The 25,400-nt window shown below is 71.6% G+C and carries 23 protein-coding genes and 1 pseudogene; 13 read left to right on the forward strand and 11 right to left on the reverse strand.

Features of this window, described 5'->3' with window-relative positions:
- Positions 1 to 259: 259 nt before the first annotated feature.
- The 5 genes and pseudogenes from ACZ4RZ_RS14890 to ACZ4RZ_RS14910 all read right to left on the reverse strand — a co-directional run bounded on the left by ACZ4RZ_RS14890 (position 260) and on the right by ACZ4RZ_RS14910 (position 6,148).
- Entirely contained in the window at positions 260 to 2,020 is a 1,761-nt protein-coding gene (locus ACZ4RZ_RS14890; RefSeq protein WP_467744723.1) for a choline/carnitine O-acyltransferase, read from the reverse strand.
- A 59-nt stretch (positions 2,021 to 2,079) separates the two neighbouring features.
- Positions 2,080 to 2,925: a class I SAM-dependent methyltransferase gene (locus ACZ4RZ_RS14895; protein WP_467744725.1), complete on the reverse strand. Its 846-nt coding sequence runs from the start codon at positions 2,923 to 2,925 to the stop codon at positions 2,080 to 2,082.
- A 69-nt stretch (positions 2,926 to 2,994) separates the two neighbouring features.
- The gene (locus tag ACZ4RZ_RS14900; protein WP_467745059.1) at positions 2,995 to 3,864 is read right to left on the reverse strand and encodes a HalD/BesD family halogenase; all 870 of its coding nucleotides are present in this window, start codon (positions 3,862 to 3,864) and stop codon (positions 2,995 to 2,997) included.
- Positions 3,865 to 4,239: 375 nt separating this feature from the next.
- A pseudogene (locus ACZ4RZ_RS14905) lies at positions 4,240 to 4,793 on the reverse strand (transposase); the annotation flags it as partial.
- A 215-nt stretch (positions 4,794 to 5,008) separates the two neighbouring features.
- Positions 5,009 to 6,148 (reverse strand): TDT family transporter, encoded by a 1,140-nt coding sequence (locus ACZ4RZ_RS14910; protein WP_467744727.1) that lies wholly within the window; start codon positions 6,146 to 6,148, stop codon positions 5,009 to 5,011.
- 70 nt (positions 6,149 to 6,218) lie between these two features.
- Here ACZ4RZ_RS14910 and ACZ4RZ_RS14915 point away from each other — a divergent pair, with 70 nt between their 5' ends.
- Positions 6,219 to 7,223 carry a LysR family transcriptional regulator gene (locus tag ACZ4RZ_RS14915; RefSeq protein ID WP_467744728.1) on the forward strand — a complete coding sequence of 335 codons (1,005 nt, stop codon included), beginning with the start codon at positions 6,219 to 6,221 and terminating at the stop codon, positions 7,221 to 7,223.
- A 119-nt stretch (positions 7,224 to 7,342) separates the two neighbouring features.
- Here the strand turns inward: ACZ4RZ_RS14915 and ACZ4RZ_RS14920 are convergent, their stop codons facing one another.
- Both ACZ4RZ_RS14920 and ACZ4RZ_RS14925 read right to left on the reverse strand, forming a co-directional pair.
- On the reverse strand, positions 7,343 to 8,023 hold the full coding sequence (locus tag ACZ4RZ_RS14920; RefSeq protein ID WP_467744729.1) for a gamma-glutamyl-gamma-aminobutyrate hydrolase family protein: 681 nt from the start codon (positions 8,021 to 8,023) through the stop codon (positions 7,343 to 7,345).
- A 103-nt stretch (positions 8,024 to 8,126) separates the two neighbouring features.
- On the reverse strand, positions 8,127 to 8,864 hold the full coding sequence (locus ACZ4RZ_RS14925; RefSeq protein WP_467744730.1) for a FadR/GntR family transcriptional regulator: 738 nt from the start codon (positions 8,862 to 8,864) through the stop codon (positions 8,127 to 8,129).
- Positions 8,865 to 8,941: 77 nt separating this feature from the next.
- On the opposite strand from ACZ4RZ_RS14925, the gene ACZ4RZ_RS14930 reads away from it, so the two are divergent.
- The 5 genes from ACZ4RZ_RS14930 to ACZ4RZ_RS14950 all read left to right on the forward strand — a co-directional run bounded on the left by ACZ4RZ_RS14930 (position 8,942) and on the right by ACZ4RZ_RS14950 (position 14,776).
- A complete protein-coding gene (locus tag ACZ4RZ_RS14930) occupies positions 8,942 to 10,312 on the forward strand; it encodes a glutamine synthetase family protein (RefSeq protein WP_467744731.1) in 1,371 nt (456 codons plus the stop codon).
- A gap of 8 nt (positions 10,313 to 10,320) precedes the next feature.
- Positions 10,321 to 11,721 (forward strand): aldehyde dehydrogenase family protein, encoded by a 1,401-nt coding sequence (locus tag ACZ4RZ_RS14935; protein WP_467744732.1) that lies wholly within the window; start codon positions 10,321 to 10,323, stop codon positions 11,719 to 11,721.
- Positions 11,718 to 12,500, forward strand: coding sequence for a 3-oxoacyl-ACP reductase (locus tag ACZ4RZ_RS14940; protein WP_467744733.1), 783 nt, complete (start codon positions 11,718 to 11,720; stop codon positions 12,498 to 12,500). The genes ACZ4RZ_RS14935 and ACZ4RZ_RS14940 overlap by 4 nt, the downstream gene beginning before the upstream one ends.
- A gap of 24 nt (positions 12,501 to 12,524) precedes the next feature.
- Positions 12,525 to 13,775, forward strand: coding sequence for an HAD family hydrolase (locus ACZ4RZ_RS14945; protein ID WP_467744734.1), 1,251 nt, complete (start codon positions 12,525 to 12,527; stop codon positions 13,773 to 13,775).
- Positions 13,776 to 13,849: 74 nt separating this feature from the next.
- Positions 13,850 to 14,776, forward strand: coding sequence for a DUF2510 domain-containing protein (locus tag ACZ4RZ_RS14950; RefSeq protein ID WP_467744735.1), 927 nt, complete (start codon positions 13,850 to 13,852; stop codon positions 14,774 to 14,776).
- 34 nt (positions 14,777 to 14,810) lie between these two features.
- Here ACZ4RZ_RS14950 and ACZ4RZ_RS14955 read toward each other — a convergent pair whose 3' ends face one another.
- Together ACZ4RZ_RS14955 and ACZ4RZ_RS14960 are read right to left on the reverse strand one after the other, a co-directional pair.
- Positions 14,811 to 16,013 (reverse strand): amino acid deaminase/aldolase, encoded by a 1,203-nt coding sequence (locus ACZ4RZ_RS14955; RefSeq protein ID WP_467744737.1) that lies wholly within the window; start codon positions 16,011 to 16,013, stop codon positions 14,811 to 14,813.
- A gap of 610 nt (positions 16,014 to 16,623) precedes the next feature.
- A complete protein-coding gene (locus ACZ4RZ_RS14960; RefSeq protein ID WP_467744739.1) occupies positions 16,624 to 17,232 on the reverse strand; it encodes a hypothetical protein in 609 nt (202 codons plus the stop codon).
- Between the two features lie 73 nt (positions 17,233 to 17,305).
- Between ACZ4RZ_RS14960 and ACZ4RZ_RS14965 the strand changes: the two genes are divergently transcribed.
- Positions 17,306 to 18,319, forward strand: coding sequence for a hypothetical protein (locus tag ACZ4RZ_RS14965; RefSeq protein WP_467744741.1), 1,014 nt, complete (start codon positions 17,306 to 17,308; stop codon positions 18,317 to 18,319).
- Positions 18,316 to 19,521: a type VII secretion-associated serine protease mycosin gene (mycP, locus tag ACZ4RZ_RS14970; protein WP_467744743.1), complete on the forward strand. Its 1,206-nt coding sequence runs from the start codon at positions 18,316 to 18,318 to the stop codon at positions 19,519 to 19,521. Before ACZ4RZ_RS14965 ends, mycP begins: the two co-directional genes overlap by 4 nt.
- Before the next feature lie 64 nt (positions 19,522 to 19,585).
- On the opposite strand, the gene ACZ4RZ_RS14975 is transcribed toward mycP, so the two are convergent.
- Entirely contained in the window at positions 19,586 to 20,551 is a 966-nt protein-coding gene (locus ACZ4RZ_RS14975; RefSeq protein WP_467744745.1) for a serine hydrolase, read from the reverse strand.
- Positions 20,552 to 20,700: 149 nt separating this feature from the next.
- Between ACZ4RZ_RS14975 and ACZ4RZ_RS14980 the strand changes: the two genes are divergently transcribed.
- Positions 20,701 to 21,432, forward strand: a complete 732-nt coding sequence (locus ACZ4RZ_RS14980; RefSeq protein WP_467744747.1) for an SseB family protein — start codon at positions 20,701 to 20,703, stop codon at positions 21,430 to 21,432.
- 4 nt (positions 21,433 to 21,436) lie between these two features.
- Here the strand turns inward: ACZ4RZ_RS14980 and ACZ4RZ_RS14985 are convergent, their stop codons facing one another.
- Positions 21,437 to 21,793, reverse strand: coding sequence for a DUF1844 domain-containing protein (locus ACZ4RZ_RS14985; RefSeq protein ID WP_467744749.1), 357 nt, complete (start codon positions 21,791 to 21,793; stop codon positions 21,437 to 21,439).
- Between the two features lie 357 nt (positions 21,794 to 22,150).
- Here ACZ4RZ_RS14985 and infC point away from each other — a divergent pair, with 357 nt between their 5' ends.
- From infC to ACZ4RZ_RS15005, 4 genes are all read left to right on the forward strand, one after another.
- Positions 22,151 to 22,885 carry a translation initiation factor IF-3 gene (infC, locus tag ACZ4RZ_RS14990; protein ID WP_467744751.1) on the forward strand — a complete coding sequence of 245 codons (735 nt, stop codon included), beginning with the start codon at positions 22,151 to 22,153 and terminating at the stop codon, positions 22,883 to 22,885.
- Positions 22,886 to 23,039: 154 nt separating this feature from the next.
- Positions 23,040 to 23,234, forward strand: a complete 195-nt coding sequence (gene rpmI, locus ACZ4RZ_RS14995; RefSeq protein ID WP_007829094.1) for a 50S ribosomal protein L35 — start codon at positions 23,040 to 23,042, stop codon at positions 23,232 to 23,234.
- 95 nt (positions 23,235 to 23,329) lie between these two features.
- Complete coding sequence (rplT, locus tag ACZ4RZ_RS15000; protein WP_467744753.1) at positions 23,330 to 23,713, forward strand: 50S ribosomal protein L20; 384 nt, start codon at positions 23,330 to 23,332, stop codon at positions 23,711 to 23,713.
- Positions 23,714 to 24,533: 820 nt separating this feature from the next.
- On the forward strand, positions 24,534 to 25,391 hold the full coding sequence (locus ACZ4RZ_RS15005) for a TrmH family RNA methyltransferase (RefSeq protein ID WP_467744755.1): 858 nt from the start codon (positions 24,534 to 24,536) through the stop codon (positions 25,389 to 25,391).
- Positions 25,392 to 25,400: the final 9 nt, after the last annotated feature.

Consider the following 25,400-nt stretch of genomic DNA (forward strand, 5'->3'; position numbering starts at 1 on the left):
CCGGGATATCCAGTTTCCGTGAGTCAAGAATCAGGGCGTGAGCAGGGGGCCTCGGATAGCGGGCAGGCAATCCATGCGACGGGGGAGTGCCCTCGCTGCCCTTGTTGCGGAGGTGCTCTAGGGGCGAGCCGGTATGGTGCCTGATTTGGGGCGGAAGCCGGCGGCAGGGTGTCGGGCGGTCGAGCGGACACTGGTTGAGGTTCCGGGCCGCCGGACCGTGGTCCCCGACCGGGAGTTCCGGTCCGGCGGCGGGGTCCGTTCAGTCCTCAGGCCGCTCGGGCGCCAGCAGCTCCCGGAGTTCGTCCATCGCCTCCCGGAGCCGGTCGGCGAACGTCCGCATCTGCGCGGCGACCGCCAACGGCGTGCTCAGGTAGAGGTTGAACCGCTCGGGAAGCAGCACATAGGCGACACCGATGCACTGGCTGCTGGTCGACCCGAAGCCGAAGTACTGGATATTGACGGACGGCGCGGAGCTCGTGCTCAGGTAGTCGTCCCGCATGGTCAACCAGCCCGGCGTCCGGTACAGCGCGGGCTGCTCGGTCACCCCGAGCTCGGCCCCCCGCCGGCGCTGGATCAGCTCCAGCTCCCACAGGTGCTGCTCCGGCACCTGCCCGGCCTGGCACGCCTTCGCGCGCGCCACATGGGCCTCGGTGGCTGCCCGAAACGCGGCGCGGCGGGCGTCCGCGTCCGCTGCCGGGTCCTCCATCGCCGCCACGAAAGCCACCATCTCGGTGGTGACGACGCGCATCGCCTCGGTCCGCCCGTGCCGGTACTGCCGGGTGGCGATCGACTCGTACGTGGCGCCCAGGTGCCCCTTGGCGCGCTGGTGGGCGAGCTGGTAAGCGGCCTGGACGAACGCGTCCGGCGAGACCCCCAACACCTTGGCCGTGCTGCTGCCGAAGTCCGCGAACGACAATGTGCTGGTCGCGGTGTTCTCCCCGTAGGCCGCGAACGCGTCGGCGGCGGAGCGCGCCTGGTCCCGCAGCGCGTCGTCCAGTTCGAACACGATCGGCTCCAGCGCCGGCAGCCCCTGGGAGCGGGCTCCGGACTGCCGCGACTGCTCCTCGGCCGGGGTGTTGAGCAGGGCGTCGGTGAAGGTGAGGATCGTGGTCCCGTCCAACTCGCAGTGTTCGACGTTGATGCCCGCCCGTCCGTCGGCGAAGACGACGAAGGACACGGCCTTGTCGAACCAGCGGTTGCCGCGGTCGCCGTACAGCAGCTGGTCACAGGCGTCCTGGACGTCCGCGGGAGCGAAGTCCTCCAGAGCGACGCAGAACAGCGCGGTCTCGACATCGTCAAGGGCGTCGGCGTTGCGGGGGTGGCAGGCGAGAAGGGACTCCCGGGCGGCCGCCCACTCCGCGCGGGCCATGGTCGTGAGGTGGCCCACCGAGGTGTCCGCGCCGGCCGGGTGGGCCTTCATCACGGCGCGCAGCCCCGCCTCGATGTCATCCAGGCTGTGCGGGACACCGTCCGGACCCAGCACGTCCAGCCGGAACATGCCGCCCCGGAAGAACACCACGACGTGCCGGGCCTCGGACGGTCCCGGCCACTCCTCGGTGTAGGGGGCGCGGACGGTGTCCTGCTGCACGCCGGGGATACGCGTGGTGGAGAACAGAAACTTGTTCTGCACCATCGACTGAGGTGCTCCGCGCTGCACCACCGGTGGAATCAGCCCCTGATCGAGCTGCCGCTTGTAGTTGAGGGCCCCGGCGACGAGCCCGGCCGCCCGCTCCACCTGCGCCTGGTCGGAGTCCTGGAACAGGAAGAAGAAGTTGGCGTTGAGCGCGATCCGGTCCCGGCGGCCCAGGTATCGGTACGGCCAGAAGGTGTCGAGCCAGCTGTGCACGCCCTCCGTGGCGTCGTATTCCTCCAGCGCGGCATGCAGCACCCGGCCGGGGCCACCGGGTCGGAGAAAGGCGGCAACCTCCGCCTCGGTCGCCGACCGCTCGTCGGTGGCCAGCAGCGGCGTACACCAGGCGAGAAACCTCTCGCAGCTCGCATCCAGCGTAGGCAGCGGCACGCGCGGGAGGCTGTCCTCCTGGGCGAAGGTCGCGTTGCCTGACGCATCCTGACTGGTCTTCAACTCTGTTCTCGATTCGGATCGTTGGTACCTGTGATGTCGTACGGACGGGAAAGGTAGAGCTGTGCGTACAGCCAGCCTTCCGCCTCCAGGCCCCGCGGATCCACCCCTGCGGCCGACATGCTGTCGAGCACGAGCGCCTGCTCCTGCGGGGAGGCGAACCGCCGCTGTCTGAACACCTCGTCGACGCGGACGGTCCGGTAGCCCAGACTCGCCAACGCGCGCTCGACGGAGTCGAACGGGAACATCCGCAGCACGAAGTGCGCCATCCAGGGCCGGCGGATGCCCTGCGCCCGGACGACTCGCGTGAGCGTCCGCTCGGTGACGTAGCCGACGCAGCCCGTCGAGATCACCAGGTCCGTACCCGAGAGCTGGGCGCGCTGTTGCGGTGTGGGCTCGTGCTCCTCCAGGTCGGCGTGCACCACGTCGTCGAGGAACCCGGCCTCAAGAGCGTAGGACAGCGCGCTGCCGGAGGTGTCGAGGCCGACGAAGCGGATCGCTTGCGGGGGTTGGCGTGACCGAGCCAGCTCCCGGTCGCGGGCCAGCAAAGCCTCGCGGCTCTCACCCGCACGCTCCTCGTCGCCGTAGCGCGCGTACAGCTCGTCCATGGTCGCGTCGTACTTCAGCAGGGCGGCGTTGATTCCGTACGAGCAGCCGATGTCCAGCACCTTCGGTACCGCGACGTGCTGGGACTCCCGGTACTCCGTGATGATCTTGGCGAAGTAGGGCTTGGCCTGCTGCGGAACGCCGTAGTCGAGCGGGCGCAGCACCCTGAAATAGGTTCGCGGATCGGGCTGGTCGTAGATGTGGTCGAGTGAGACTTTTCCGGTCACGTCGAAACGCACAGGGCTTACTCCTCCGTGGGATCGCGCAGGGGGAAACGGCCTACGGCGACTACGCGTTCTCGCCGCCCGCTAGTCCAGGAGCCGGTCGCCGCGGACCGCCCGGCCCTCGGCCGCCAGGTGCTCGGGCAGCACCCGGCCGAAGAGCTGCCGGGTTCGTTCCACGCTCCCGATGACGCCGGGGCGCTCGCTGTAGGCGAATATCGCGGAGTGGCGCGCGACCTCGCCGCGCACCGGGCTCACTCGGTGCAGCGAGTAGCGCCCTTTGAACAACTGCAGGTCACCCGGTTGCAGGGGGAGGCGCCGGGTCAACCGCTCGCCGTGGCCGTCCACTACGTCCCGGACGTCGTCGAAATTCTCGTCCTGCGCGGTCCGAATGTTCGGGCAGTACTCGAAGACGCCGCCGGCCTGCGCCTGCTGGGTGAGCATGCTCACGGTGAACTCGTTGGTGTCGAAGTGCCAGGGGTGCTCCATGCCCGGCGCGATGACGTTGAGAACCAGCCCGGAGAGCGGGTCCGCCAGCTCGTGCAGCTCTGGCAGTTCGAAGCAGCGGGCGATGAAGTGCCGGAACACCATGTTGGAGTAGAGCCGGCTGATGAGGGAGTCCGCGGGGATGCGGTCCCGCGCGACGAACGCGTTACCCCGCTCGAAGGTCTTCCGGCCCGGATGGTCCTCCGGCAGCGCCGAGTCCACTGCGATGTTGTAGACGTTCACCGTCTCGACGTCGTGGTGCGCCCGGGGGGCGATGGCCGAGCACTCCTGCCGCAGCACATCGCGCAGCGACGGGCGGATGAAGTCCGGCAGCACGGTGCAGCCGAGAGTCAACAGGTCGCGCCGGGCACGGGAAACCACGGCCTGTCCCCGGGCGCTCGCGAGTTCCGACAGGGGATAGCGAGCCGTGTCGACTACCTGATCAAGCGTCAGGGCTTCCAAAGAGCGCATTCGATCCTCTCCACAAGCGGGCCGCCCCTCTCGTCGGTTCCCTCGCCGGCCCGCGGTTCCGCCTCTTACGCACACACGGGACGAGCGACGCAATCCGTGCGGCCGGCCGGACCTCACTCTCGGATTTTGAGTAACTCGGCTGGCAAGAAGGGCACTTGAAGTTCCCACAGCGGCGCCGTGTTGTCTGTGACGCGTCACACTGCCCAACTGTGAGCTCCAGCAGGCCTTCGCGGGTTCGGCCGGGCCGACCGTCGCGCAGGAGCCGCAGGAGCCGCAGGAGCCGCAGGAGCCGCAGCGCCCCGGACGGCGGCCGCGGCCTTGAGCGCGTCGGTGACCAGCGAGGTGCGCAGGTCCGCGCAGACCTGGGCGAACTCCCATGACGCGTGCCACCCGTTTGTGGTTGACCCGCTCGCCCTCGTCACGGAGCTCGGCTGTCACGCGTGGAGCCCCGTAGGTGCCGTCGGACTCGGCGTGGACATCGGTGATGCGCCCGGCGAGCTCGGCATCGGCCCGGGCCCGCTCGGCCCGTGCGTCCGCGCCGGCCAGCCACCGGTAGAACCCGGACCGGGAGACAGTCAGGATCCGGCAGAGCCGCTTGACACCGCAGGCGCCACGATGATCGTCAACGAACTGGAAACGGCTCACCAGCTGGTCTCGCCCGCACAATACTTCGCGGCTCTCCGCAGGATCTCCCGCTCGAGCTCGAGTTCTTCCACCCGCGCCCGCAGCTGCCGGTTCTCCTTCTCCATCGTGGTGGCCTCGCCCCGCCCCGGGCTGGGCCGCCTGCTCGGATCCCGCACCCACGTGCGGAGCGTCTCGTGGTTGACACCCAGGTCCTTGGCCACCGACGCATACGTCCCACCCGGACTGGCGTGGTACAGCGCGACGGCATCCGCCTGGAACTCAGGCGAGTACTTCGACGTCCCCAACGGGAACTCCTGTCCTTCGGATCCTCACGGTCCAACGATCAGGATGTCCACGATCAAGGGGTAACACCCGCCGCGCTCGGCCCCAACCACCCCGACACCGCCCACCGCCGAGGCAACCTCACTACGATCCGCACATCGCTGGAAGACCCAGCGAAGGACGAACCCCAGCCACGCCAGTCCACGCGGCAAAGGCATGGGAAGGCAGCCGCAAGAGGCTACATTCGCGAAGGTGCTGCGAGCAGCTCGCCGCTGAGCAGACCGCGAGCCGTGCGGACGGTGGCCACGGACCAGGCGGCCACGAGCAGGACGTACAGGGCGACCGCGAGCACCTCGAAGGCGACAAGCCCTGTGTGCCGGGCCAGCGCCTCGGCGCCGGTGACGCAGGTCCCCACCGGGAACGTGAACGCCCACCAGGTCATCGCGAAGCCCATGCCCCGGCGGCGGGCCCGCAGCACCATCGCGGTGGACAGTCCCAGCCACAGCAGGGCGAAGCCCATCACGGGGACGCCGTAGAGCACCGCGAGGGTGCCGAAGCCCTGCTCGTACGGCGCGCGCACCACGCCGGGTGCGAAGTCCGCGAACTTGCCGACGGCGGTGGTCGACTGGCCCAGCGGGCCGAGCACGAGGAACAGGGCCGGCGTGAGCGCGAGCGGCAGCGGACCCGTGGTGATGAGCCGCGCGAAGATCATCGGCATCATCACGAGGACGGCGAGCAGGCTCAGCCCGAACATCGCGACACAGGCGAGCAGCAGGGTCTCCCGCGGCTGCCCGGCAGGGAGATGGGGGACGAGCAGGGGGCCGAGGGCGGCGGAGACCATGGGGGCGACGAGGGGGAGCAGCCATACGGGGCTGGCCTGGCCGGGCTCGATGCGCTGGCGGACGACCATGAGGTACGGAACGGCCACGGCGGCGACGAGCCCGATCGCGGTGCCGGCGCCGAACAGGACGAAGTCCAGAGCGACCGCCGTTCGTGTCCCGATCCAGTCCTGGCCGACGACCAGGGCGCCGCCGCCGACCGCCAGCAGAGCCATCGAGAGGCAGCCGTAGAAGGGGGCCATCGCCGGATCTAGAAGGTGCGCGCGGGCCTGGTCGCGGTGGTACGCCCAGTGCAGCGTGCGGGCGGCGAGCAGGGCCAGGAGCATCGCCAGCGAGAGCGCCCATACGGCCGTGCAGGCGATCCGCAGACCCGATACGTGCCCGGGAAGCCCGGCGCCCGCCGTCGCCACTATCGCGGTGCCCATCACTGAGGCGTACCAGTTCGGTCCGAGGTGCCGGACGGCGGCGGCGCGGGGGGTTCCCGTCGTGCGGGAGGTACCCGCCTTGCGGAGGGTGAGGGGCTGGGCTGCGGTGACCATGTGTCCACGGTCGCGCGGTGGTGCGCTGCCCACCAGGGAGCATGGTTCTATGAGGGCATAAGCTGGGTTTATGAGTAAGGCGGAAGAGGTGGCAGGGGAGACCGGAACAGAGTCGGTCGTGACAGGACCGGCTGGAACGGGCCCGGTCGGGAGCAGGGGCGAGGAGCCGGTCGCGATCGGGATCGGGATCGCGCACCGGGTGCCGGATCTGGGCGCGCTGGAGTTGTTGCTGGCCGTGGCACGCCTGGGGAGTCTGGGGCGGGCCGCACGCGAGCTCGGGATCACCCAGCCGGCGGCCAGCAGCCGTATCCGCTCCATGGAGCGGCAGCTCGGGGTGGCGCTCGTCGACCGCTCACCGCGCGGGTCCCGGCTCACCGACGCGGGAGCGCTCGTCACGGACTGGGCGAGGCGGGTGGTGGAGGCGGCCGAGGCGTTCGACGCGGGGGCGCAGGCGCTGCGGGACCGTCGGGATTCGCGGCTCCGGGTGGCGGCGAGCATGACGATCGCCGAGTATCTGCTCCCGGGCTGGCTGATCGCGCTGCGCGCGCAGCGGCCCGACACGGCGGTGTCGCTCCTCGCCGGGAACTCCGCCGCCGTCGCGGAACGACTTCTCGCCGGCGAGGCGGATCTCGGCTTCGTCGAGGGCCTCTCGGTTCCGACGGGCCTGGACTCGGCGACCATCGCCCACGACCGGCTGATCGTCGTGACGGCGCCCGGGCACCCGTGGGCGCGTCGCCGCTCGCCCCTGTCCGCCGCGGAGCTCGCGGCTACGCCGCTCATCCTTCGCGAGGAGGGGTCGGGCACGCGCCAAGTCCTCGACACGGCGCTCGGCGGTCTCGCCCGCCCGCTCATCGAGCTCTCCTCGACCACGGCGGTCAAGGCGTCCGTGGTCAGCGGTGCCGGACCCGCCGTCCTCAGCGAGCTGGCCCTCGGCGAGGAGCTCTCGGCCCATCGCCTGGTGACCATCCCACTGGCCGACGTCCGACTCGACCGCGCCCTCCGCGCGGTCTGGCCGACGGGTCATCGCCCCACGGGCCCGGCCCGCGACCTCCTGTCGCTGACACGCGGGGCGTAGCGCCGGGGTGTGGTGCGCAATCTTTTAGCGGGGGTCTGGGGGCGTAGCCCCCAGGTACGGGAATGGGTAGGGGCGGCGGGGGCGAAAACCCCTCCAGCCCCGCGCCCACGCCGGGTTGCTCAGGCAGCGGCGCGGACCAGTGCGCGCATGACCCGCAGATCCTCGCCCATCTCCGGGTGCCACTGAACCCCCAACACCCAGGCGGAGCCGGGAAGCTCGATCGCCTCCACGGTCCCGTCCGCCGCGTGCGCCGAGGCGACCAGTCCCTCGCCGAGACGATCCACCGCCTGATGGTGGTACGTGGGCACGGCGCACGACTCGGGCACGACACCGGCGTAGAGGCTGCCCGGCACGGGCGACACCTCGTGGTGCCCGAAGACCGCGACGTCCTTCACATGCCCGTCGATGTGCTGAACCAGCGTGCCGCCCAGGGCGACGTTCAGAAGCTGCATACCCCGGCAGATGCCGAGGAGCGGCGTGCGCGAGGCCAACGCGGCCTGGACCAGGGCGAGTTCCCAGGCGTCACGCTGCGGCGCGGGCGCCCCCGTACGCGGGGAGCGCTCGGCGTCGTAGCGAGCGGGGTCGACGTCCGGGCCACCCGCGACAACCACCCCGTCGAGGCGGGCGACGGTCGCGGCCGCCCGCGCCGGATCGTCCGGCGGCAGCATCGCGGCGAGCCCGCCCGCGCGCTGCACGAGCCTCGGGTAACCGGCCGGAAGCAGCGCCGCCTCCAGCTCCCACACACCCCAGCGCGCCCCGGACTCCAGATACGTACTCACACCGATCAGCGGCCTGCCCACGCTGCTCTCCCTCGGATCAACCAGGTCTACCGGATCTAATGGAACGCTCTCATACCTTTGCGACGGGGGCGTGGGGAGCAAGGCCCCACGCGCCGCATCCGGCTCACGTCAGGAACCCCCGCAGCAGCGCCGCCGTCCCCGCGCAGTGCTCGCGCATGATCTCCCGCGCACCGTCCGCGTCCCCGTCGAGCACCGCCTCGACCAGTGCGGTGTGCTGGCGCTGGGAATGCTCCAGGTTCCGTACCAAGAGGGGGATGCAGTCGAGGAGGTCGTTGACGGAGGCGCGGACGGCCGCGTACTGGGCCGTCAGCGACGGGGAGCCGCACAGTTCCGCGAGGGTGAGGTGGAGCATCGTGTCCAGGCGCCGGTAGTCGGCCAGCGGCGCGTCGTGCGTGCGGGCAAGCGCCTCGCGCAGGCGGTCGGCCCGGTCGTCGTCGAGCCCGTGCGTGGCGCACAGCCCTGCCGCGCCCACCTCCAGCACCTCGCGGAAGCGCAGCACGTCCTCGACGTCGACCTCGGCGGTGCGGCGCCGCAGTTCGTGCTCGCCGGGCGCGTCGCTCCTCGGCAGCACGAACGTTCCGCCGTACCGGCCACGCCGGGACTCGACCAGGCCCTGGTCCTGCAGCACCTTCAGCACTTCGCGCAGCGTCACCCGGCTGATCCCCAGCCGCTCCGCCAACTCCCGCTCGGCGGGCAGCCGTTCGCCGCCGGGCACCAGGCCGAGCCGGACGACCTGGAGGATCTGCTCCAGCGCCTCCTCGAAACCGTTGCCCGCCCGCACCGGCCGCAGCACCGGCGTCAGCCGGTCGTCCACCCCGCCGTCCGGTTCCGTCCGCGTCATCCGGTCGTGCCCCCTTCCCAAGCAATGGTTCTCGGCAATACCTTATGGCTCTCGGCTGACCCAAGGAGGCTTTTCCGGTGGCAGACCGCACACCCCCGCTCGCCGTCGAGGAACTGCACGCCCTCGTCGCGGGCGGTGAGATCGACACCGTCGTCCTGGCCTTCCCCGATATGCAGGGGCGGCTCCAGGGCAAGCGGTTCGCCGCACGCTTCTTCCTCGACGAGGTCCTGGAGCACGGCACGGAGGGCTGCAACTACCTCCTGGCCGTCGACACCGAGATGAACACGGTCGACGGGTACGAGATGTCCTCATGGGACCGGGGCTACGGCGACTTCGCCATGCACCCCGATCTCGGCACCCTGCGGCGCGTCCCCTGGAACGAGGGCACCGCCCTGCTCATCGCCGACCTCGCCTGGAACGACGGCTCCCCGGTCGTGGCCGCGCCGCGCCAGATCCTGCGCCGCCAGCTCGACCGCCTCGCCGCGCTCGGCTACACCGCCCAGGTCGGCACCGAGCTCGAATTCATCGTCTTCAAGGACACCTACGAGCAGGCCTGGGACGCGCGGTACAGGGGCCTGACGCCCGCCAATCAGTACAACATCGACTACTCGGTCCTCGGCACCGGACGCATCGAGCCGCTCCTGCGCCGCATCCGCAACGAGATGCAGGCCGCCGGGCTGACCGTCGAGTCCGCCAAGGGCGAGTGCAACCCCGGCCAGCACGAGATCGCGTTCAAGTACGACGAGGCCCTGGTCACCTGTGACCAGCACGCCGTCTACAAGACCGGCGCCAAGGAGATCGCCTCCCAGGAGGGCGTCTCGCTCACCTTCATGGCGAAGTACAACGAGCGCGAGGGCAACTCCTGTCACATCCACCTCTCGCTCGCGGACGCCGACGGCACGAACGTCATGGCCGGCTCCTCCCACGACCCGGGCGGCATGTCGGAGGTCATGCGCCACTTCCTCGCCGGGCAGCTCGCCGCGCTCCGCGACTTCTCGCTCCTCTACGCGCCCAACATCAACTCGTACAAGCGCTTCCAGCCCGGCTCCTTCGCGCCGACCGCCGTGGCCTGGGGATACGACAACCGCACCTGCGCCCTCCGCGTCGTCGGCCACGGCCGCTCGATGCGCTTCGAGAACCGGCTCCCCGGTGGCGACGTCAACCCGCACCTGGCCGTCGCCGGACTCGTCGCGGCCGGCCTGTACGGCATCGAGCAGAAGCTGGAGCTGCCGGAGCCGTGCGCGGGCAACGCGTACGCCTCCGAGTACGAGCACGTGCCCACCACGCTGCGCGAGGCCGCCGAGCTCTGGGAGAACAGCCCCATCGCCAAGGCCGCCTTCGGTGACGAGGTGGTCGCGCACTACCGCAACATGGCGCGCGTCGAGCTCGAAGCCTTCGATGCCGCGGTGACCGACTGGGAGCTGCGCCGCTCCTTCGAACGCATGTGAGGCCCTTCTTGTCCGAGCAGTCCGAGCAGTACGCCGCACCGTACGAGCTCCAGGTACTCAATCCCGCGACCGAAGAGGTCATCGCCACCGTCCCGGGAGCCACCCCGCAGGACGTCGACGCCGCCGTCGTACGGGCTGCGAAGGCACAGGCCGGGTGGGCCGCCCTCGCGCCGGGCGAGCGCGCCCGGCTGCTGCGCCGCTTCGCCGTCGTCGTGGACGAACACCTCGAAGAGCTGGCCCGGCTGGAGGTCCGCGAGGCCGGCCACACCCTCGGCAACGCCCGCTGGGAGGCGGGCAACGTCCGCGATCTGCTCGACTACGCCGCCGGGGGAGTGGAGCGGCTGACCGGCCGTCAGATCCCGGTGCCGGGAGGTCTCGACGTCACGATCCTGGAACCGCTCGGCGTCGTGGGGATCATCGCACCCTGGAACTTCCCGATGCCGATCGCGGCGTGGGGCACAGCACCGGCGCTCGCGGCCGGCAACGCGGTGATCCTCAAGCCCGCCGAGACCACACCCCTGACGGCTCTGCGCCTGGCCGAACTCGCCCTGGAGGCGGGCCTTCCCGAGCACCTGTTCCAGGTGCTGCCGGGCGCGGGACCCGTCGCGGGCAACGCCCTCGTCGAGCACCCGGGAGTGGCCAAAATCGTCTTCACCGGGTCCACGACCGTGGGCAAACAGGTGTTGGCGAAGGGCTCGGCCCTCCTCAAGCGCGTCACCCTCGAACTCGGCGGCAAGAGCCCCAACATCGTCTTCGCCGACGCCGACATCGAGGCCGCTGCGGCCGCCGCCCCCATGTCCTTCCTCGACAACTCCGGCCAGGACTGCTGCGCCCGCACCCGCATCCTCGTCCAGCGCTCCGCCTACGACCGCTTCCTCGAACTCCTCACCCCGGCCGTCGAGTCCGTCCTCGTCGGCGACCCGGCCGACGAGCAGACGCAGATGGGCCCGCTGATCTCCCGGGCGCAGCTGGAGCGCGTACGGTCCTACGTTGCCGCCGACGCACCCGGCATCCGGGGCAAGGCCCCCGAGGGCCCCGGCTTCTGGTTCCCGCCGACCGTCCTCATCGGCGTCGAGCCGCACGCGCGCGTGGCCGTGGAGGAGGTCTTCGGCCCCGTCGCCGTCGTCCTCCCCTTCGAGGACGAAGCGGACGCGATCCGGCTCGCCAACGACACGTCGTACGGCCTCTCCGGCTCCATCTGGACCCGCGACGTCGGCCGGGCACTGCGGGTGTCGGGTGCCGTCCGCGCCGGGAACCTGTCCGTCAACTCCCACTCCAGCGTCCGCTACTGGACCCCGTTCGGGGGCTTCAAGCAGTCGGGGATCGGCCGCGAACTCGGGCCGGACGCGCTCACCGCCTTCACCGAAACCAAGAACGTCTTCATCAGCACGGAGGGCCCCGCACAGTGACCGAAGAAAGCATCTGCCGCCGTCTCGTCGGCCGCACCGCCGTCATCACCGGCGCCGGCAGCGGCATCGGCCTCGCCACCGTGCGCCGGCTCGCCTCCGAGGGCGCCCACGTCGTCTGCGGCGACGTCGACGAGCAGCGCGGCAAGGCGGCCGCCGAGGAGGTCGGCGGGACCTTCGTGAAGGTCGACGTCACCGACCCCGAGCAGGTCGAGGCGCTCTTCAGGACGGCGTACGACACCTACGGCTCCGTCGACATCGCCTTCAACAACGCGGGCATCTCGCCGCCCGACGACGACTCCATCCTGGAGACGGGCCTGGAGGCCTGGAAGCGCGTCCAGGAAGTCAACCTGACCTCCGTCTACCTGTGCTGCAAGGCCGCGATCCCCTACATGCGACGCCAGGGCAGGGGCTCCATCATCAACACGGCGTCGTTCGTGGCCCGGATGGGCGCGGCGACCTCGCAGATCTCGTACACGGCCTCCAAGGGCGGTGTGCTGGCCATGTCCCGCGAACTGGGCGTGCAGTTCGCCAGGGAGGGCATCCGGGTCAACGCCCTGTGCCCCGGGCCGGTCAACACCCCGCTCCTCCAGGAGCTGTTCGCCAAGGACCCGGAGCGGGCCGCGCGGCGGCTCGTGCACATCCCCGTCGGGAGGTTCGCCGAGGCCAAGGAGATCGCCGCGGCGGTCGCCTTCCTCGCCAGCGACGACTCCTCCTTCGTGAATGCCACCGACTTCCTGGTGGACGGCGGGATCTCGGGCGCGTACGTCACGCCTCTGTAGCCCACCCCGGTGTATGCACGTCCCATGCGATACCGATCCGTCTTCGCGTGGACCCTGGCCGCGGCCGCCGCCCTGGCGGCCGCGCCACCCGCCGCTCCGGCCGAGCGCGCCAACTGCCCGCAATTGTCGGCGAGTTGGTACGGCGACAACCGCGCGCACCTGCAGCAGGTCATCGACGAGCGCGGCGCCTGCGCCGGACACCTCGGCGGTCACCCGGTCGCCGCCTTCGACTGGGACAACACGGTCACCAAGAACGACGTCACCGACGCCACCCTCGCCTGGGCCCTGCGGCACGACAAGATCCTGCGCCCGGCGGGCTGGAAGGCCACCAGCAAGTGGCTGACCGACGCGGCGGACACCGCACTCACCGCCGCCTGCGCCACCGACGTTCCCGTGGGCGCGCCGCTGCCCACCGCCACGAACACCCGCTGCACGGACGAGATCTTCGAGATCCGCGCGGAGGGGAGGACGATGAGCGGTGCCGCCGCCTTCGCCGGAGAATGGAACCACCGGCGCACCGTCCCGCAGTACGCCTGGGTGCCCCAGCTGTTCGCCGGACACACGATCGCCGAGCTGACCTCGTACGCCCGCCGGGCCCGCGCGGAGGCCCTCGCGGCGCCCGTCGGCTCGACACGGATCCTCGGCACCCACACCCTCCCGGCGTACGTCCGCTACTACGACCAGCAGCGCGATCTGATCCGTACGCTCCAAAGGGCCGGATTCGACGTCTACATCGTCTCGGCGGGCTCCGAACCCGTCACCGAGGTCTGGTCGCGCGGCGTCGGCATCGACGCGCGGCACACCGTGGCGATCCGTTCCGTCCTCGACCGGCACGGGCGCATCACCACCTGGAACCAGGGCTGCGGCGACGTAGCGGTGAACCAGGGCGAAGTCATCCCGTACATCGACGGGAAGCGCTGCTGGATCAACCAGGAGATCTACGGTGTGCGCGGAGCCGCGGCCTGGCAGCGGCAGGACCGACGCCATCGCCCCGCGATCGCGGGCGGCGACGCCGACACCGACGTCACCTTCGTCGGCGACGCCACCGGCGCGCACGTCGTCCTCAACCGCAACAAGAGCGAACTCATGTGCCGGGCCTACGACGACGCCGACGGCCGCTGGGTGATCAACCCGATGTTCATCGACCCGCTGCCGCGCAAGCCGGATCCCTACCCGTGCTCGACGAGCGCTTACAACGCGCCCGATGGCAGCAAGGGGCCCGTGCGCGGGGCGGACGGCTCGATCGTGCCCGATCAGGAGGACGCCGTCCACTGAGCACCCTGTGCCGAGCGAGCACCATGTGCCGAGCACCGTGTACTGATCTTCGGGGCTCGTCCTAGAGTGCCGGGATGAGCATGACGCCACCGCCCGGCTGGTACCGCGACCCCTCCTATCCCCTCGTCGAGCGTTGGTGGGACGGGACCGCCTGGACCGACCACCGGCGCCAGCCGGAGGTGCCCCAACAGCCTCTGGCGCAGCCGGAGTCGCCCGGAACGGGCGGTTCCGGCCGTGCCAAGGCCATCGCGCTCACCGTGGCCGCGGTCGTGCTCGTCGCCTCGATCGTCACCGGCGCCGTCCTCCTCGGCCGCGACGGCGGCAACGGCGACGCGGCGGCGCAGGCCACCCCGACCGGCGCGTCCCCTGCCCCGCCGGAGACCGGGACACCATCGCCCTCGGTGTCCACCTCCGCCCCCTCGACGGAAGACCCGTCCGTCGTCGTGGACGAGCTCAACGGCATCACCCTGCCCCTGCTGGACGGTTGGGCCAGACCGCAGTACGTCGCCGAGGACGACGTCGTGATGACGACTCCGGGCACGTACGACTGCCCGGGCGACCCCGGCCTCTGCCGCCACGGCCGGGTCATCTCGCGCACGGTCACGGCGAACGACGAGAAGTCCCCGCGGGTCCTCGCCGAGCAGGACATCGAGGACGCCGCGAACGGCGCGTACGACCGCGACCTCGTCGACAGCCGCCCCTACAAGGGCATCAAGTCCCACCAGTTGGTGAAGGCGGGCTCGGTCGCCGTGGCCGGGCGCGCCGGGTACTTCGTGCGCTGGAAGGTCAGGACCGGGGTGGGGCCCGGGGGTTACGTCGAGTCGCTGGCCTTCCCGTCCAGCGTGGGCTCGGAGTCGCTCGTCATCGTCCGCTTCGCCTTCGACGCGGGCGCCGACGGGCCGCCGCTGTCCGACATGGACAAGATCACCAAGGGGATCCGGCCGCTGGGCGACGCGGACACGGGCGGCGGCGTGGGCAGCAGTATCGGCCCGACGAAGTGAGGCCGCCGGACCGGCTCCAGAGGCCCGACCGGCCCTAGAGGAAGGTGTGTCCTTCCCCGCGATACGTCGGCACGGCGGCCGTCACCGCATCGCCGTGCACCAGATGCAGCGTGTCGAACCGCTCGCACAGCTCGCCGGCCTTGGCGTGCCGGAACCACACCTTGTCGCCGATGAGCAGATCGTCCGCGGGGGAGCCGAGCAGCGGTGTCTGCACCTCGCCGGGGCCCTCCTGGGGGTCGTACTTCAGCCCCTCGGGGAGGTGGGGGACGGGCAGCCGGTCGCGGCCGGGAGCGCCGGAGGCCGGGTAGCCGCCGCCGAGGACCGTGACCACCCCAACGCCCGGCCGGCGGACGACGGGCTGGGCGAACAGCGCGGCCGGACGCCCGGTGAACGAGGTGTAGTTGTCGAAGAGCCGCGGCACGTAGAGCCCCGAGCCCGCCGCGATCTCGGTGACCGCGTCCTCGGCGGCGGTGTGCTGGACGCTGCCGGTGCCGCCGCCGTTGACGAATTCCAGGTCCGGCTCCACGGCCCGTACCGCGCGGACGACCTCGGCGCGCCGCTGGGCGAGCTCCTTGCGGGCGGTGGCCTGCATCAGCCGGACGGCACGCGAGCGCAGGGGCTGCCCCTCGACCGCGTCACCGACGCCCGCGATGTGGCCCTCGTACGCCATGATCCCGACGAGCTTGAACCCCGGCCGCCGGGTGACGGCGCGGGCCATCTCGGCGACCTGGGCGGGCGAGTGCAGCGGCGAGCGCAGGGCCCCGACCCGGACCCGGCCGCCGAGCAGCTTGAGGGAGGTGTCCAACTCCAGGCAGACGCGCACGACTTCGGTGCCGCCCTGCCGGGCCTCGTCGATGAGACGGAGCTGGGCCGGGTCGTCGACCATGACGGTCACGGCTCCGGCGAGCTTGGGGTCACTGGTCAGCTCGGCGAACGCCTCGCGGTCCGCCGACGGATAGGCGAGCAGTACGTCGTCGAAGCCGGACCTGGCCAGCCACAGGGACTCGGCGAGGGTGAAGGACATGATGCCCGCGAAGCCGTCCCGGTCCAGGACGCGTTCGAGCAGGGCGCGGCAGCGCAGGGACTTGCTGGCGACGCGGATCGGCTTGCCGGCGGCCCTGCGGACCAGATCGTCCGCGTTCGCGTCGAAGGCCTCCAGGTCCACGATCGCGACGGGGGCGTCGAGGTGAGCGGTGGCCCGGTCGTAGCGGGCCCTGTCTGCGGCGCGGGCAGTCATGACCGAAGCCTGCCAGACTCGATTACCGCAGGGTAGGGGGACGTTCCGGGCAGATGCCCCGGGGCCCCGGACTGGTTCCCTCCGGGCCGGGGTCAACCCGTAGAGTGACGCGCACGCAGGGAGGAACGACCTTGCCCCGGCGGGCCCTGCCCGGGGTGACGGTCCACCGGTACGGGTATGCGTGCCCGTGGCGGGGTTCCCTTCCGCGCATGTGAAACGGCCCCGCCGAGCTCCGAGGCGGTCCGCTGGCCCGGGTACGAGGAAACGGGGGGTCCATGAGCACGGAAGCGCGCCGCGCCTCCCTTCCCCCACGCCCGGCGACGCCGCCCGTTTCGACGCCTCCGCCGGACACCACGCCTCCGCCGAGCACGGCGGCTCCGTCGCGCACGTCGGGCATGTCGAACCCGCACGACCAGTCGACTCCGCCCGATCCGAATACCCCGTCGGGCCTGCCCCGTCAGGACCAGCCTTCGTCGCCCGAGCAGCCGTCGCCGCCCGGCGAGGCCGCACGGCGCGAGGCGGCGGCTCCCGGGGAAACCCCGTCGCGCGGCGAGGCCGTGTCGAGGGCAGAGCCCCTGGCGCCGCCCCGTCCCGCGACCCCGCCCCCGGGCTACGCCCCGCCGCGCCCGTCGCGGGATCCGCTGCCGGGCGGCACCGCGCCGCTGCCGCCCCGCTCCACGGCTTCGCCTTCGGGCGAGGCCTCGGTACCCCGCCAGACCGATCTGCCGCCCCGCTCCACGGCTTCGCCTTCGGGCGAGGCCTCGGTGCCCCGCCAGACCGATCTGCCGCCCCGCCCGACGGCTTCGCCTTCCGGTGAGGCCTCGTCGTCCCGGGCTCGAGATCTGGTGTCGGGTGACGCCCCGTCGGTTCTGCCGCGCCCCGTGACGGCGCCGGCGGGCGACGCTGCGCCGTCCTCGTTCCGCCCCGCGGCCGCGCGGACCGGCGATGCTTCGTCGTCCCGGCCTGTGGACGCTTCGAGGCGCGTGGCCTCGCCGTCGAGCGGTGCCGCGTCGCTGCCGCCGCGCCCGGTGGAGCCGCCTTCGGTGGGGGAGGACTTCGGTTCGCCCTCGGCGGCCGGTGACGGTCCTCGGGCGGCCGGTGTCGGCGCGATGCCCCGTGCGGGGCGCGTGCCGTCCCCGTCGAGGTCCTTCGACTTCTTCGACTCCTCGACCGATACAGCGGATATGCCCGATACGCCGGTGCCGGCGGCGGAGCTCACTCGTGCCCCGCGGTCCGCTGCGCCGGAGGCCCGACGGTTCCCCGAACTGCGTCCCGAGCGGCGGTCGAGCGCGATGCCCCCGCCCCCGCCCGCGGCCTCCGCGCGGTTCCCGGACGCGCCCCCGGCGCCCGCCGAGCGGCGTGCCGCCGTGCCCCAGGAGAGTCCCGAGGAGACGACCCGGCGGCTGCGCCCCATCCCGGCCGAGGAACCGGCGGAACGCCCGGTTCCCGCACCCCCGTCCATCACCCCGAGCGTGGAGCGCCCCTTCGTGTCGTTCGCGCAGCCGGAGACGTACAACGACGAGACCGCACGGCCGCGCCCGCTCGGCGGCCGTACCCGGCCCCGTGCCGTGGCGGCCGCGGCCTGTGTCGTGCTCGGGCTCGGCCTCATCGGCGGTGCGGTGACAGGGAGCTGGCTGACCGGGGACAGCGCGGACGGGTCCGGCTCGCGGAGCGCCTTCGCGGCGTCCGGTGAGCTCTGGCACAGCGTGCCCGTGAACCAGCTCTTCCCGCCCACCCTGCAGGGCGTGGGCGCGGGCCCCGGCGGCGCCGACCGCACCTGGACCCGTATCGCCGTCGCCCCCGACAGCGGCTGCAAGGACGCCTTCGACCCGCTCCTGCGCAAGGCCCTGGCCCCGGTCGGCTGCCTGCGCCTGCTGCGCGCCACGTACACGGACGCGACCCGCAGCCACGTCACCACCGTCGGACTGCTGTTCACCAAGGCGGACGCGGCGGCGATGACCTCGCTGAAGGCCCGCTTCCGCAAAGAGGACCTGGACCGGCGCACCGACCTGATGCCCCGCCCGTACGCCGCGAAGGGCACCGACGCCGAGGACTTCGGCGACGCCCAGCGTGCCTGCTGGACGGTGTCGGTCCTCACTGACGCCCCTGTCGTCGTCTACGCGGTCTCCGGCTTCGCCGACGGCCGCATCGTCACGGCCCCGCAGCCCGCCGTCGACGCCATGAAGCCCGGCGCGACCACGGCTCCGGCCCAGGCGGGCCTCGGACACGAGGCGCAGGGCCTCGCCGACCGCGTGGAGCGGGGCCTTCGCAAGACCGTCACCTCGGCCACGGAGAAGCCGTCATGACCCGTAAGGCCGGACCCACCCGTAGGGCCGGACGGACCCGCAGGGCCGGGCTCCTCGGCGTCCTGCTGGCCGCCTCCCTCGCCCTGGTGCCGCCGACCGCAGCCCACGCCGACGGCATACGCGCCCAGCAGTGGGCCCTCGACGCGATGCACACCCAGGAGGCCTGGCGCACGACGAAGGGCAAGAGCATCACCGTCGCGGTCCTCGACACCGGCGTCGACGCCCAGCACCCCGACCTCGCGGGCAACGTCCTCACCGGCAAGGACATGGTCGGTTTCGGCGCGAGCCGCGGCGACCGGGCCTGGGCCCGGCACGGCACCGCCATGGCGGGCATCATCGCGGGGCACGGTCACGGCGCGGGCGACGCCGACGGCGTCATGGGCATCGCCCCCGAGGCCAAGATCCTCCCCGTCCGCGTCATCCTCGAAGACGGCGACTCCGCCCGTACGAAGGCCCGCAGCACCCGTGGCAACGCCCTCGCCGAGGGTATCCGCTGGGCCACCGACCACGGCGCCGACGTCATCAACCTCTCCCTCGGCGACGACTCCAAGTCCGCCCACCCCGAACCCGCCGAGGACGAGGCCGTCCAGTACGCCCTGAAGAGGGGTGTGGTCGTCGTCGCCTCGGCCGGCAACGGCGGTGAGAAGGGCGACCATGTCTCGTACCCCGCCGCCTACCCGGGCGTGATCACCGCGACCGCCGTCGACCGGTACGGCACCCGCGCCTCCTTCTCCACCCGCCGCTGGTACGCCACCGTCAGCGCCCCCGGCGTCGACGTCGTCATCGCCGACCCGGACGACCGATACTACGAGGGCTGGGGCACCAGCGCGGCGTCCGCGTTCGTCTCCGGCGCGGTCGCGCTCATCAAGGCGGCCCACCCGGGCCTGTCCCCGGCCCAGATCAAGCAGCTCCTGGAGGACACGGCCCGCAACGCCCCCGCCGGCGGTCGCGACGACTCCCGCGGTTTCGGCTTCATCGACCCCGCCGCCGCGATCAAGCGAGCCGACCGTCTCAAGCCGGAAGGGCTCCACTCGGCGGCGTACGGCCAGAAGTACTTCGGTTCGGGGCCCGACACCCCCGCGGACGACGAGAACTCCTCCGGCTGGGCGGGCCCCCTCGCGGGCGGCCTCGGCGCGGTCCTGCTGGCGACGGCGGTGCTGCTGTGGCGCGGCCGCAGGGGCCCGCGCCGGTACGGCTTGTAGCGACGCCTTCGAGACAGGCCTACACGACCGAGACACACGCCTCAGCTGTCGGCGGCGTACGGCCTCAGTCGTCGGCCGTGTCCTGGAAGGCGGAGACCGCCGCTTGCGTCGCCGCCTCCACCAGCGAAATCCCTTTCGCCTTCGTCGAGTTGCCGTGCGACAGCGTCGCCACCAGATAGTCGTGTCCGTCGACCGTGACCCGCCCGATGCTGTTGATGTCCCACAGGCCGGTCGTGCTGCGCGCCAACCACCCGTTCTTCAGGGCCCACTTGGAGCCGTCGGCCGCGACCGACACCCCCCAGTGCTGATCGGTGGCGATGTCACCCATGAGCCCCTGAAGGTATGTCCGCGAGCTCTCGCTGAGTGCCGAGTCGTCCCCGAACACCTGCTGCAGCAAGGTCAGTTGATCGGCCGCGGTGGTCTGCGTCAGACCCCACAGCATGCCGTCCCCGCCCTCCGTACCGGTCAGTCCGAAGCGCTGGTTGGCGGAGGCGAGCCCGTCCGCCTGTCCGATCGTGCGCCACAGGGCGGACGCGGAGGTGTTGTCGCTGTTCTCGATCATCGAGGCGGCGTGCGTCTTCTCCTGGGCCGTCAGATGCCGGTCCGCGTCCTGGGCCTGGAGCAGCAGCGTGGCCAGGATGTCGACCTTGACGATGCTTGCGGTGTCGAAGGTGCCGTCGCCGTACGCGGCGCTCTCACCGGAGTCGAGGTCGAGAACCGCGACCGACACCTCCGCGCCGTCCTCCACGGTCACTGCCTGCATCGCCTTGGTGAGCAGCGCGTCCCGGTCCACCGCGGGCTCCGCCACTGGTTCCACCGAGGCCTCCTCGCTGACGGTCGGCGACGCCGAGGACGATGCCGAGGCCGGGGACGACGATACGAGGCCCGGGCCGTCGTGCGCCTGTGCCTTCACATACACCGTTCCGGCCGCCGTACCGCCCACGAGGACGGCGGAGGCCACCAAGGTATAGAGGATCGGCTTGCGTCGGGAGGGCCGGGCGCGGCGCCCGCGGGCTCTGTGACGGTCCATCCCGCGATGCTGGGTGCCGGGCCTGTGCCCGCGGTTAGGCGAATGTTAGATGTGTGTCAGGGAAGGCTGAGAAACCCATGAGCCCTGTCAACGCGGGGTTTCCGGGGCCGCACAAGCGCAGCAGCATCCCCCCGATAGGGTCGGGGACCGTGGCGAACAAGAACATTCCCGACTCCGGCTTCTCCGACGACGACGGCTCCGCCGACCCCGGGCTGAGCGCGGCGCTCGCGGCCTGGTCCGAGGACCGCACCGCCGTGCGGCCGGTCCTGGAGGCGCTCAAGGGAGCCCGGCTGCTGGTGCCCGTCGTGGCCATCCTCGGCGAGGTCGAGGAGGACGAGAACGGCCTCCGCCATGAGAAGACCAGCGACATGGCCGTGCCGACCCTGAAGGCCGGCAGCCGCACGGCGCTGCCCGCCTTCACCTCCACCGAGTCGCTGGCCCGCTGGGACCCCGAGGCCCGCCCCGTCGCCGTACCCCTGCACCAGGCCCTGCAGGCGGCGGCGCACGAGAAGGCCGACACGATCGTGCTGGACATGGCGGGACCCGTGCCCTACGAGCTGACCGGCTCCGCCCTGCTGGCACTCGCCGAGGGGCGCACGTCCGCCGACCCGCTGGCCGACCCGGCCGTCGTCGAAGCGGTACGGGCCGCGGTCGCCGCCGAACCCCTGGTGCTCCGCGCCCACCTCGGCCCCGGGCAGGCCGACGGCACCCTCGCCCTCGTAGTGGACCCGTCCGCCGCCCCGGCCGACACCGCACGCGCGGTCGCCGAGCGGCTCGCGGCCGACGAAACGCTGAGGGCCCGCCTGGTGCGCGGCCTCGACCTGGCACTGCTGCCGGCCGGGGCGACGCCGCCGGGCGAGCCCTTGTACGTACGCTCCTGAAGACCTAGCCGTAGACCGGGCCCGTGTACTTCTCGCCCGGGCCCTGGCCGGGCTCGTCCGGGACGATCGACGCCTCGCGGAACGCCAGCTGCAGCGACTTCAGGCCGTCGCGCAGCGGTGCCGCGTGGAAGGAGCTGATCTCGGTCGCGCTCGCGTCGAGCAGCCCGGCCAGCGCGGTCACCAGCTTGCGCGCCTCGTCGAGGTCCTTGTGCTCGTCACCCTCCTCGGTCAGACCGAGCTTCACTGCGGCGGCGCTCATCAGGTTGACGGCGACCGTCACGATCACCTCGACCGCGGGGACCTCGGCGATGTCGCGGGTCAGGGCGTCGTAGTCGGGCGTCTGGGGAGGGGTGTCACTCATGCCTCACACGATAGGCCCCGGCACGCCCGCCCCTGTGCGGGGGAGGCCGGTGCACTGTCCGGTGCACACCGGTTCGCGCCTCCCCCGGGGAGCTGCTAACCTTGTGTGACGACCGGCTGGATGTGCCCAGACATATGTCAGCGCACCCGGCCCACAAGTGGAGGCTCCGATCTCCCACCTGACCGTCCTCCGGGACGGCGGGTCACCCGGTCAGGCGGCCACCACCGTTCCGTACGGACGGTGGAGTCGCCCGAAAGTGCGCCCCGCGGTTCACCGCGGCGGTGCTCCGGTAGTCCTTGGAGCCCCGCCTGTGTACCGTCCCGGGGCATTTTTCATGCCCCGCGGTGGTTGGTCCACATGTCATCAGAGACATACGCGGCTGTCCGCCAGACCGCCGTGTGGTGCTACCGAGGAGGATCCATCAGCGCCGAGCCCCGCATCAACGACCGGATTCGCGTTCCCGAGGTGCGACTTGTCGGTCCCAGCGGCGAGCAGGTCGGGATTGTTCCGCTTGCCAAGGCCCTGGAGCTTGCGCAGGAGTACGACCTCGACCTGGTCGAGGTGGCCGCGAACGCGCGCCCGCCGGTCTGCAAGCTCATGGACTACGGGAAGTTCAAGTACGAGTCGGCCATGAAGGCCCGTGAGGCGCGCAAGAACCAGGCGCACACGGTCATCAAGGAAATGAAGCTCCGGCCGAAGATCGACCCGCACGACTATGACACCAAGAAGGGTCACGTCGTCCGGTTCCTCAAGCAGGGCGACAAGGTCAAGATCACGATCATGTTCCGTGGTCGCGAGCAGTCCCGGCCGGAACTTGGCTACCGACTGCTGCAGCGTCTCGCGTCGGACGTCGAGGACCTCGGTTTCGTTGAGTCGAACCCGAAGCAGGACGGCCGAAACATGATCATGGTTCTCGGTCCGCACAAGAAGAAGACCGAGGCGATGGCCGAGGCCCGTGAGGCCCAGGCGGCTCGCAAGGCGGAAGCGAAGGCCAACCCGGGCCGCTCGCAGAACGCCGCCGAGACGGCTGACGCCGAGACGGCCGACGCCGAGACCGCCGAGGCCCCGGCCGAGGCTTCCGCCGAGGCCTGATCCCAGGGCGAAGGCCCCGGGGAGTCACGGACGAGAGTCCGTGGAGTCCTGGGACACCCGTCCAGGGATGACAATCGACACATACATGACGTTCCACCGTGCCCGGTTTAACGACCGGGCATCGGAACGCCACTGACGAGGAGAGAACGGCGCTATGCCGAAGAACAAGTCGCACAGCGGTGCCAGCAAGCGCTTCAAGGTCACCGGCTCCGGCAAGGTGCTCCGTGAGCGCGCCGGCAAGCGCCACCTGCTCGAGCACAAGTCGTCCCGTCTGACGCGTCGCCTCACCGGCAACGCCGAGATGGCCCCGGGCGACGCCAAGAAGATCAAGAAGCTTCTCGGCAAGTGACGTATCGGCGCCTCGCCGCCGTACGTCTGGACCGGGACCCAATCGATTTCGGGCCGTGTGACGACCACCACGGCCCCGCTACAAGGAGTTAAAAAGTGGCACGCGTCAAGCGGGCAGTCAACGCCCACAAGAAGCGCCGGGCGATCCTCGAGGCCGCCTCTGGCTACCGCGGTCAGCGCTCGCGCCTGTACCGCAAGGCCAAGGAGCAGGTCACCCACTCGCTGGTCTACAACTACAACGACCGCAAGAAGCGCAAGGGCGACTTCCGTCAGCTGTGGATCCAGCGCATCAATGCCGCTGCCCGCGCCAACGGCATGACGTACAACCGCCTCATCCAGGGTCTGAAGGCCGCCAACATCGAGGTGGACCGCAAGATCCTCGCGGAGCTGGCCGTCAACGACGCCAACGCGTTCGCCGCGCTCGTCGAGGTCGCGCAGAAGGCGCTGCCGTCGGACGTCAACGCGCCGAAGGCCGCGTGACGCTCGCGCTGGCTTGAGCCGGACGTAGCTGTGGACCCGCTTGCCTCGCGGCTTGCGGGTCCATGTGCGTTTTCGCTGCGCCTGCGCTGCGCTGCCCTGCGCTGTGCGAGGGCCGGTTCTCCCGGCCGGACGTTCGGCTTCGGCCTCGCAAGCCGTGCACGGCTCGGGTCGTGGTGGCGGCTGGTTCGGCCCCGCGGGCCGTCCGTGGCCGGGTCGTGGACCGTACGCTGCGCGTTGCTCCGCCCGGTCGGCACCGCCCGGACCCCGTCACGGCCGAGTGCCGTCGCGGCGGGAAGAGGCGGCTGCCGCCCTGGGCGAAGGGCCTCGCCCGCAGGGCCCACGCTGTCGGCGGCAAGGGGCTCACCCGCCACTGCGGGAAGGACCGCCCCGCAGACGGGAAGCCTCAGCCGCTGTCATGGCGGGAGACGCTCGCCCGCGCAGCGGTGCGGGCCCTGGGCGAAGCAGCCGCGGGAATTTCCACGCACTCCCGGGCCAGGGCGGGGGATCCCGGCTCGCCGCCGCGATTGAAGGCTCCGGTCGCCGCCGCGGCTGAAGATCCCAGTTGTTTCGGAGGCTGCAGGCTCCGGTCACCGCCGCGGCTGAAGGTCCCGGTCGCTCCAGAGGCTGAAGGCTCCGGCTTGCCGGGATACTCGCCCGCAGCCGCAGCCGCAGCCGCAGCCGCAGCCGCAGCCGCAAACGACAGCCTGCTGTCGTGCTCGGCGGCAGACGCGAGACGCTCCGTCCACGAGATCCCCGTCGTCGGTTCAGCCCCGTGCGGCGGGCGTTGAACCATTCTCCGTAACCCACCGAAGGTGAACCCATGGCTGCCGCCCCCGAGTTGATCTCCCCGCGCTCGCCTCGTGTCTCTGCCGCGCGGCGGCTGGCGAGGCGGAACTTCCGGGGGAAGGAGCGGCTGTTTCTCGCCGAGGGGCCGCAGGCCGTGCGGGAGGCGGCGGCGCATCGGGCCGACGGCGCCGCCACGCTGGTGGAGCTCTTCGCGACCGTCGAGGCGGCGGAGCGGTACGCCGACATCGTCGGGGAGGCCCGGGACGCCGGGGCGCGTGTGCATCTCGCCGACGAGGCGGTGATCGCCGACATCTCGACGACCGTCACCCCGCAGGGGCTGGTCGGGGTCTGCCGTTTCCTGGACACCCCGTTCGAGGAGATCCTCCGGGCCGCGCCCAAGCTCGTCGCCGTACTCGCGCACGTCCGGGACCCCGGGAACGCCGGGACGGTGCTGAGGTGCGCGGACGCAGCCGGCGCCGAGGCCGTCGTCCTCACCGACGCGTCCGTCGATCTCTACAATCCCAAGGCCGTACGGGCCTCGGTCGGCTCCCTGTTCCATCTGCCCGTCGCTGTCGGCGTGCCCGTCGAGCGGGCCGTGCAGGGGCTCAAGGACGCCGGTGTGCGGATTGTCGCCGCCGACGGCGCCGGTGACGACGATCTCGACGACGAGCTCGACAAGGGGACCATGGGCGGGCCCACCGCCTGGGTGTTCGGGAACGAGGCGTGGGGGCTTCCGGAGGAGACCCGCGCGCTGGCCGATGCCGTCGTGCGCGTTCCTATTCACGGAAAGGCCGAGAGCTTGAACCTCGCCACGGCCGCCGCCGTATGTCTCTATGCATCCGCCCGTGCACAGCGCGCCTCCGGAGGGTGCCGTTCCGTCACCGACAGCTAGTAGGGTGAC

Source organism: Streptomyces sp. NPDC027189, assembly GCF_055566975.1.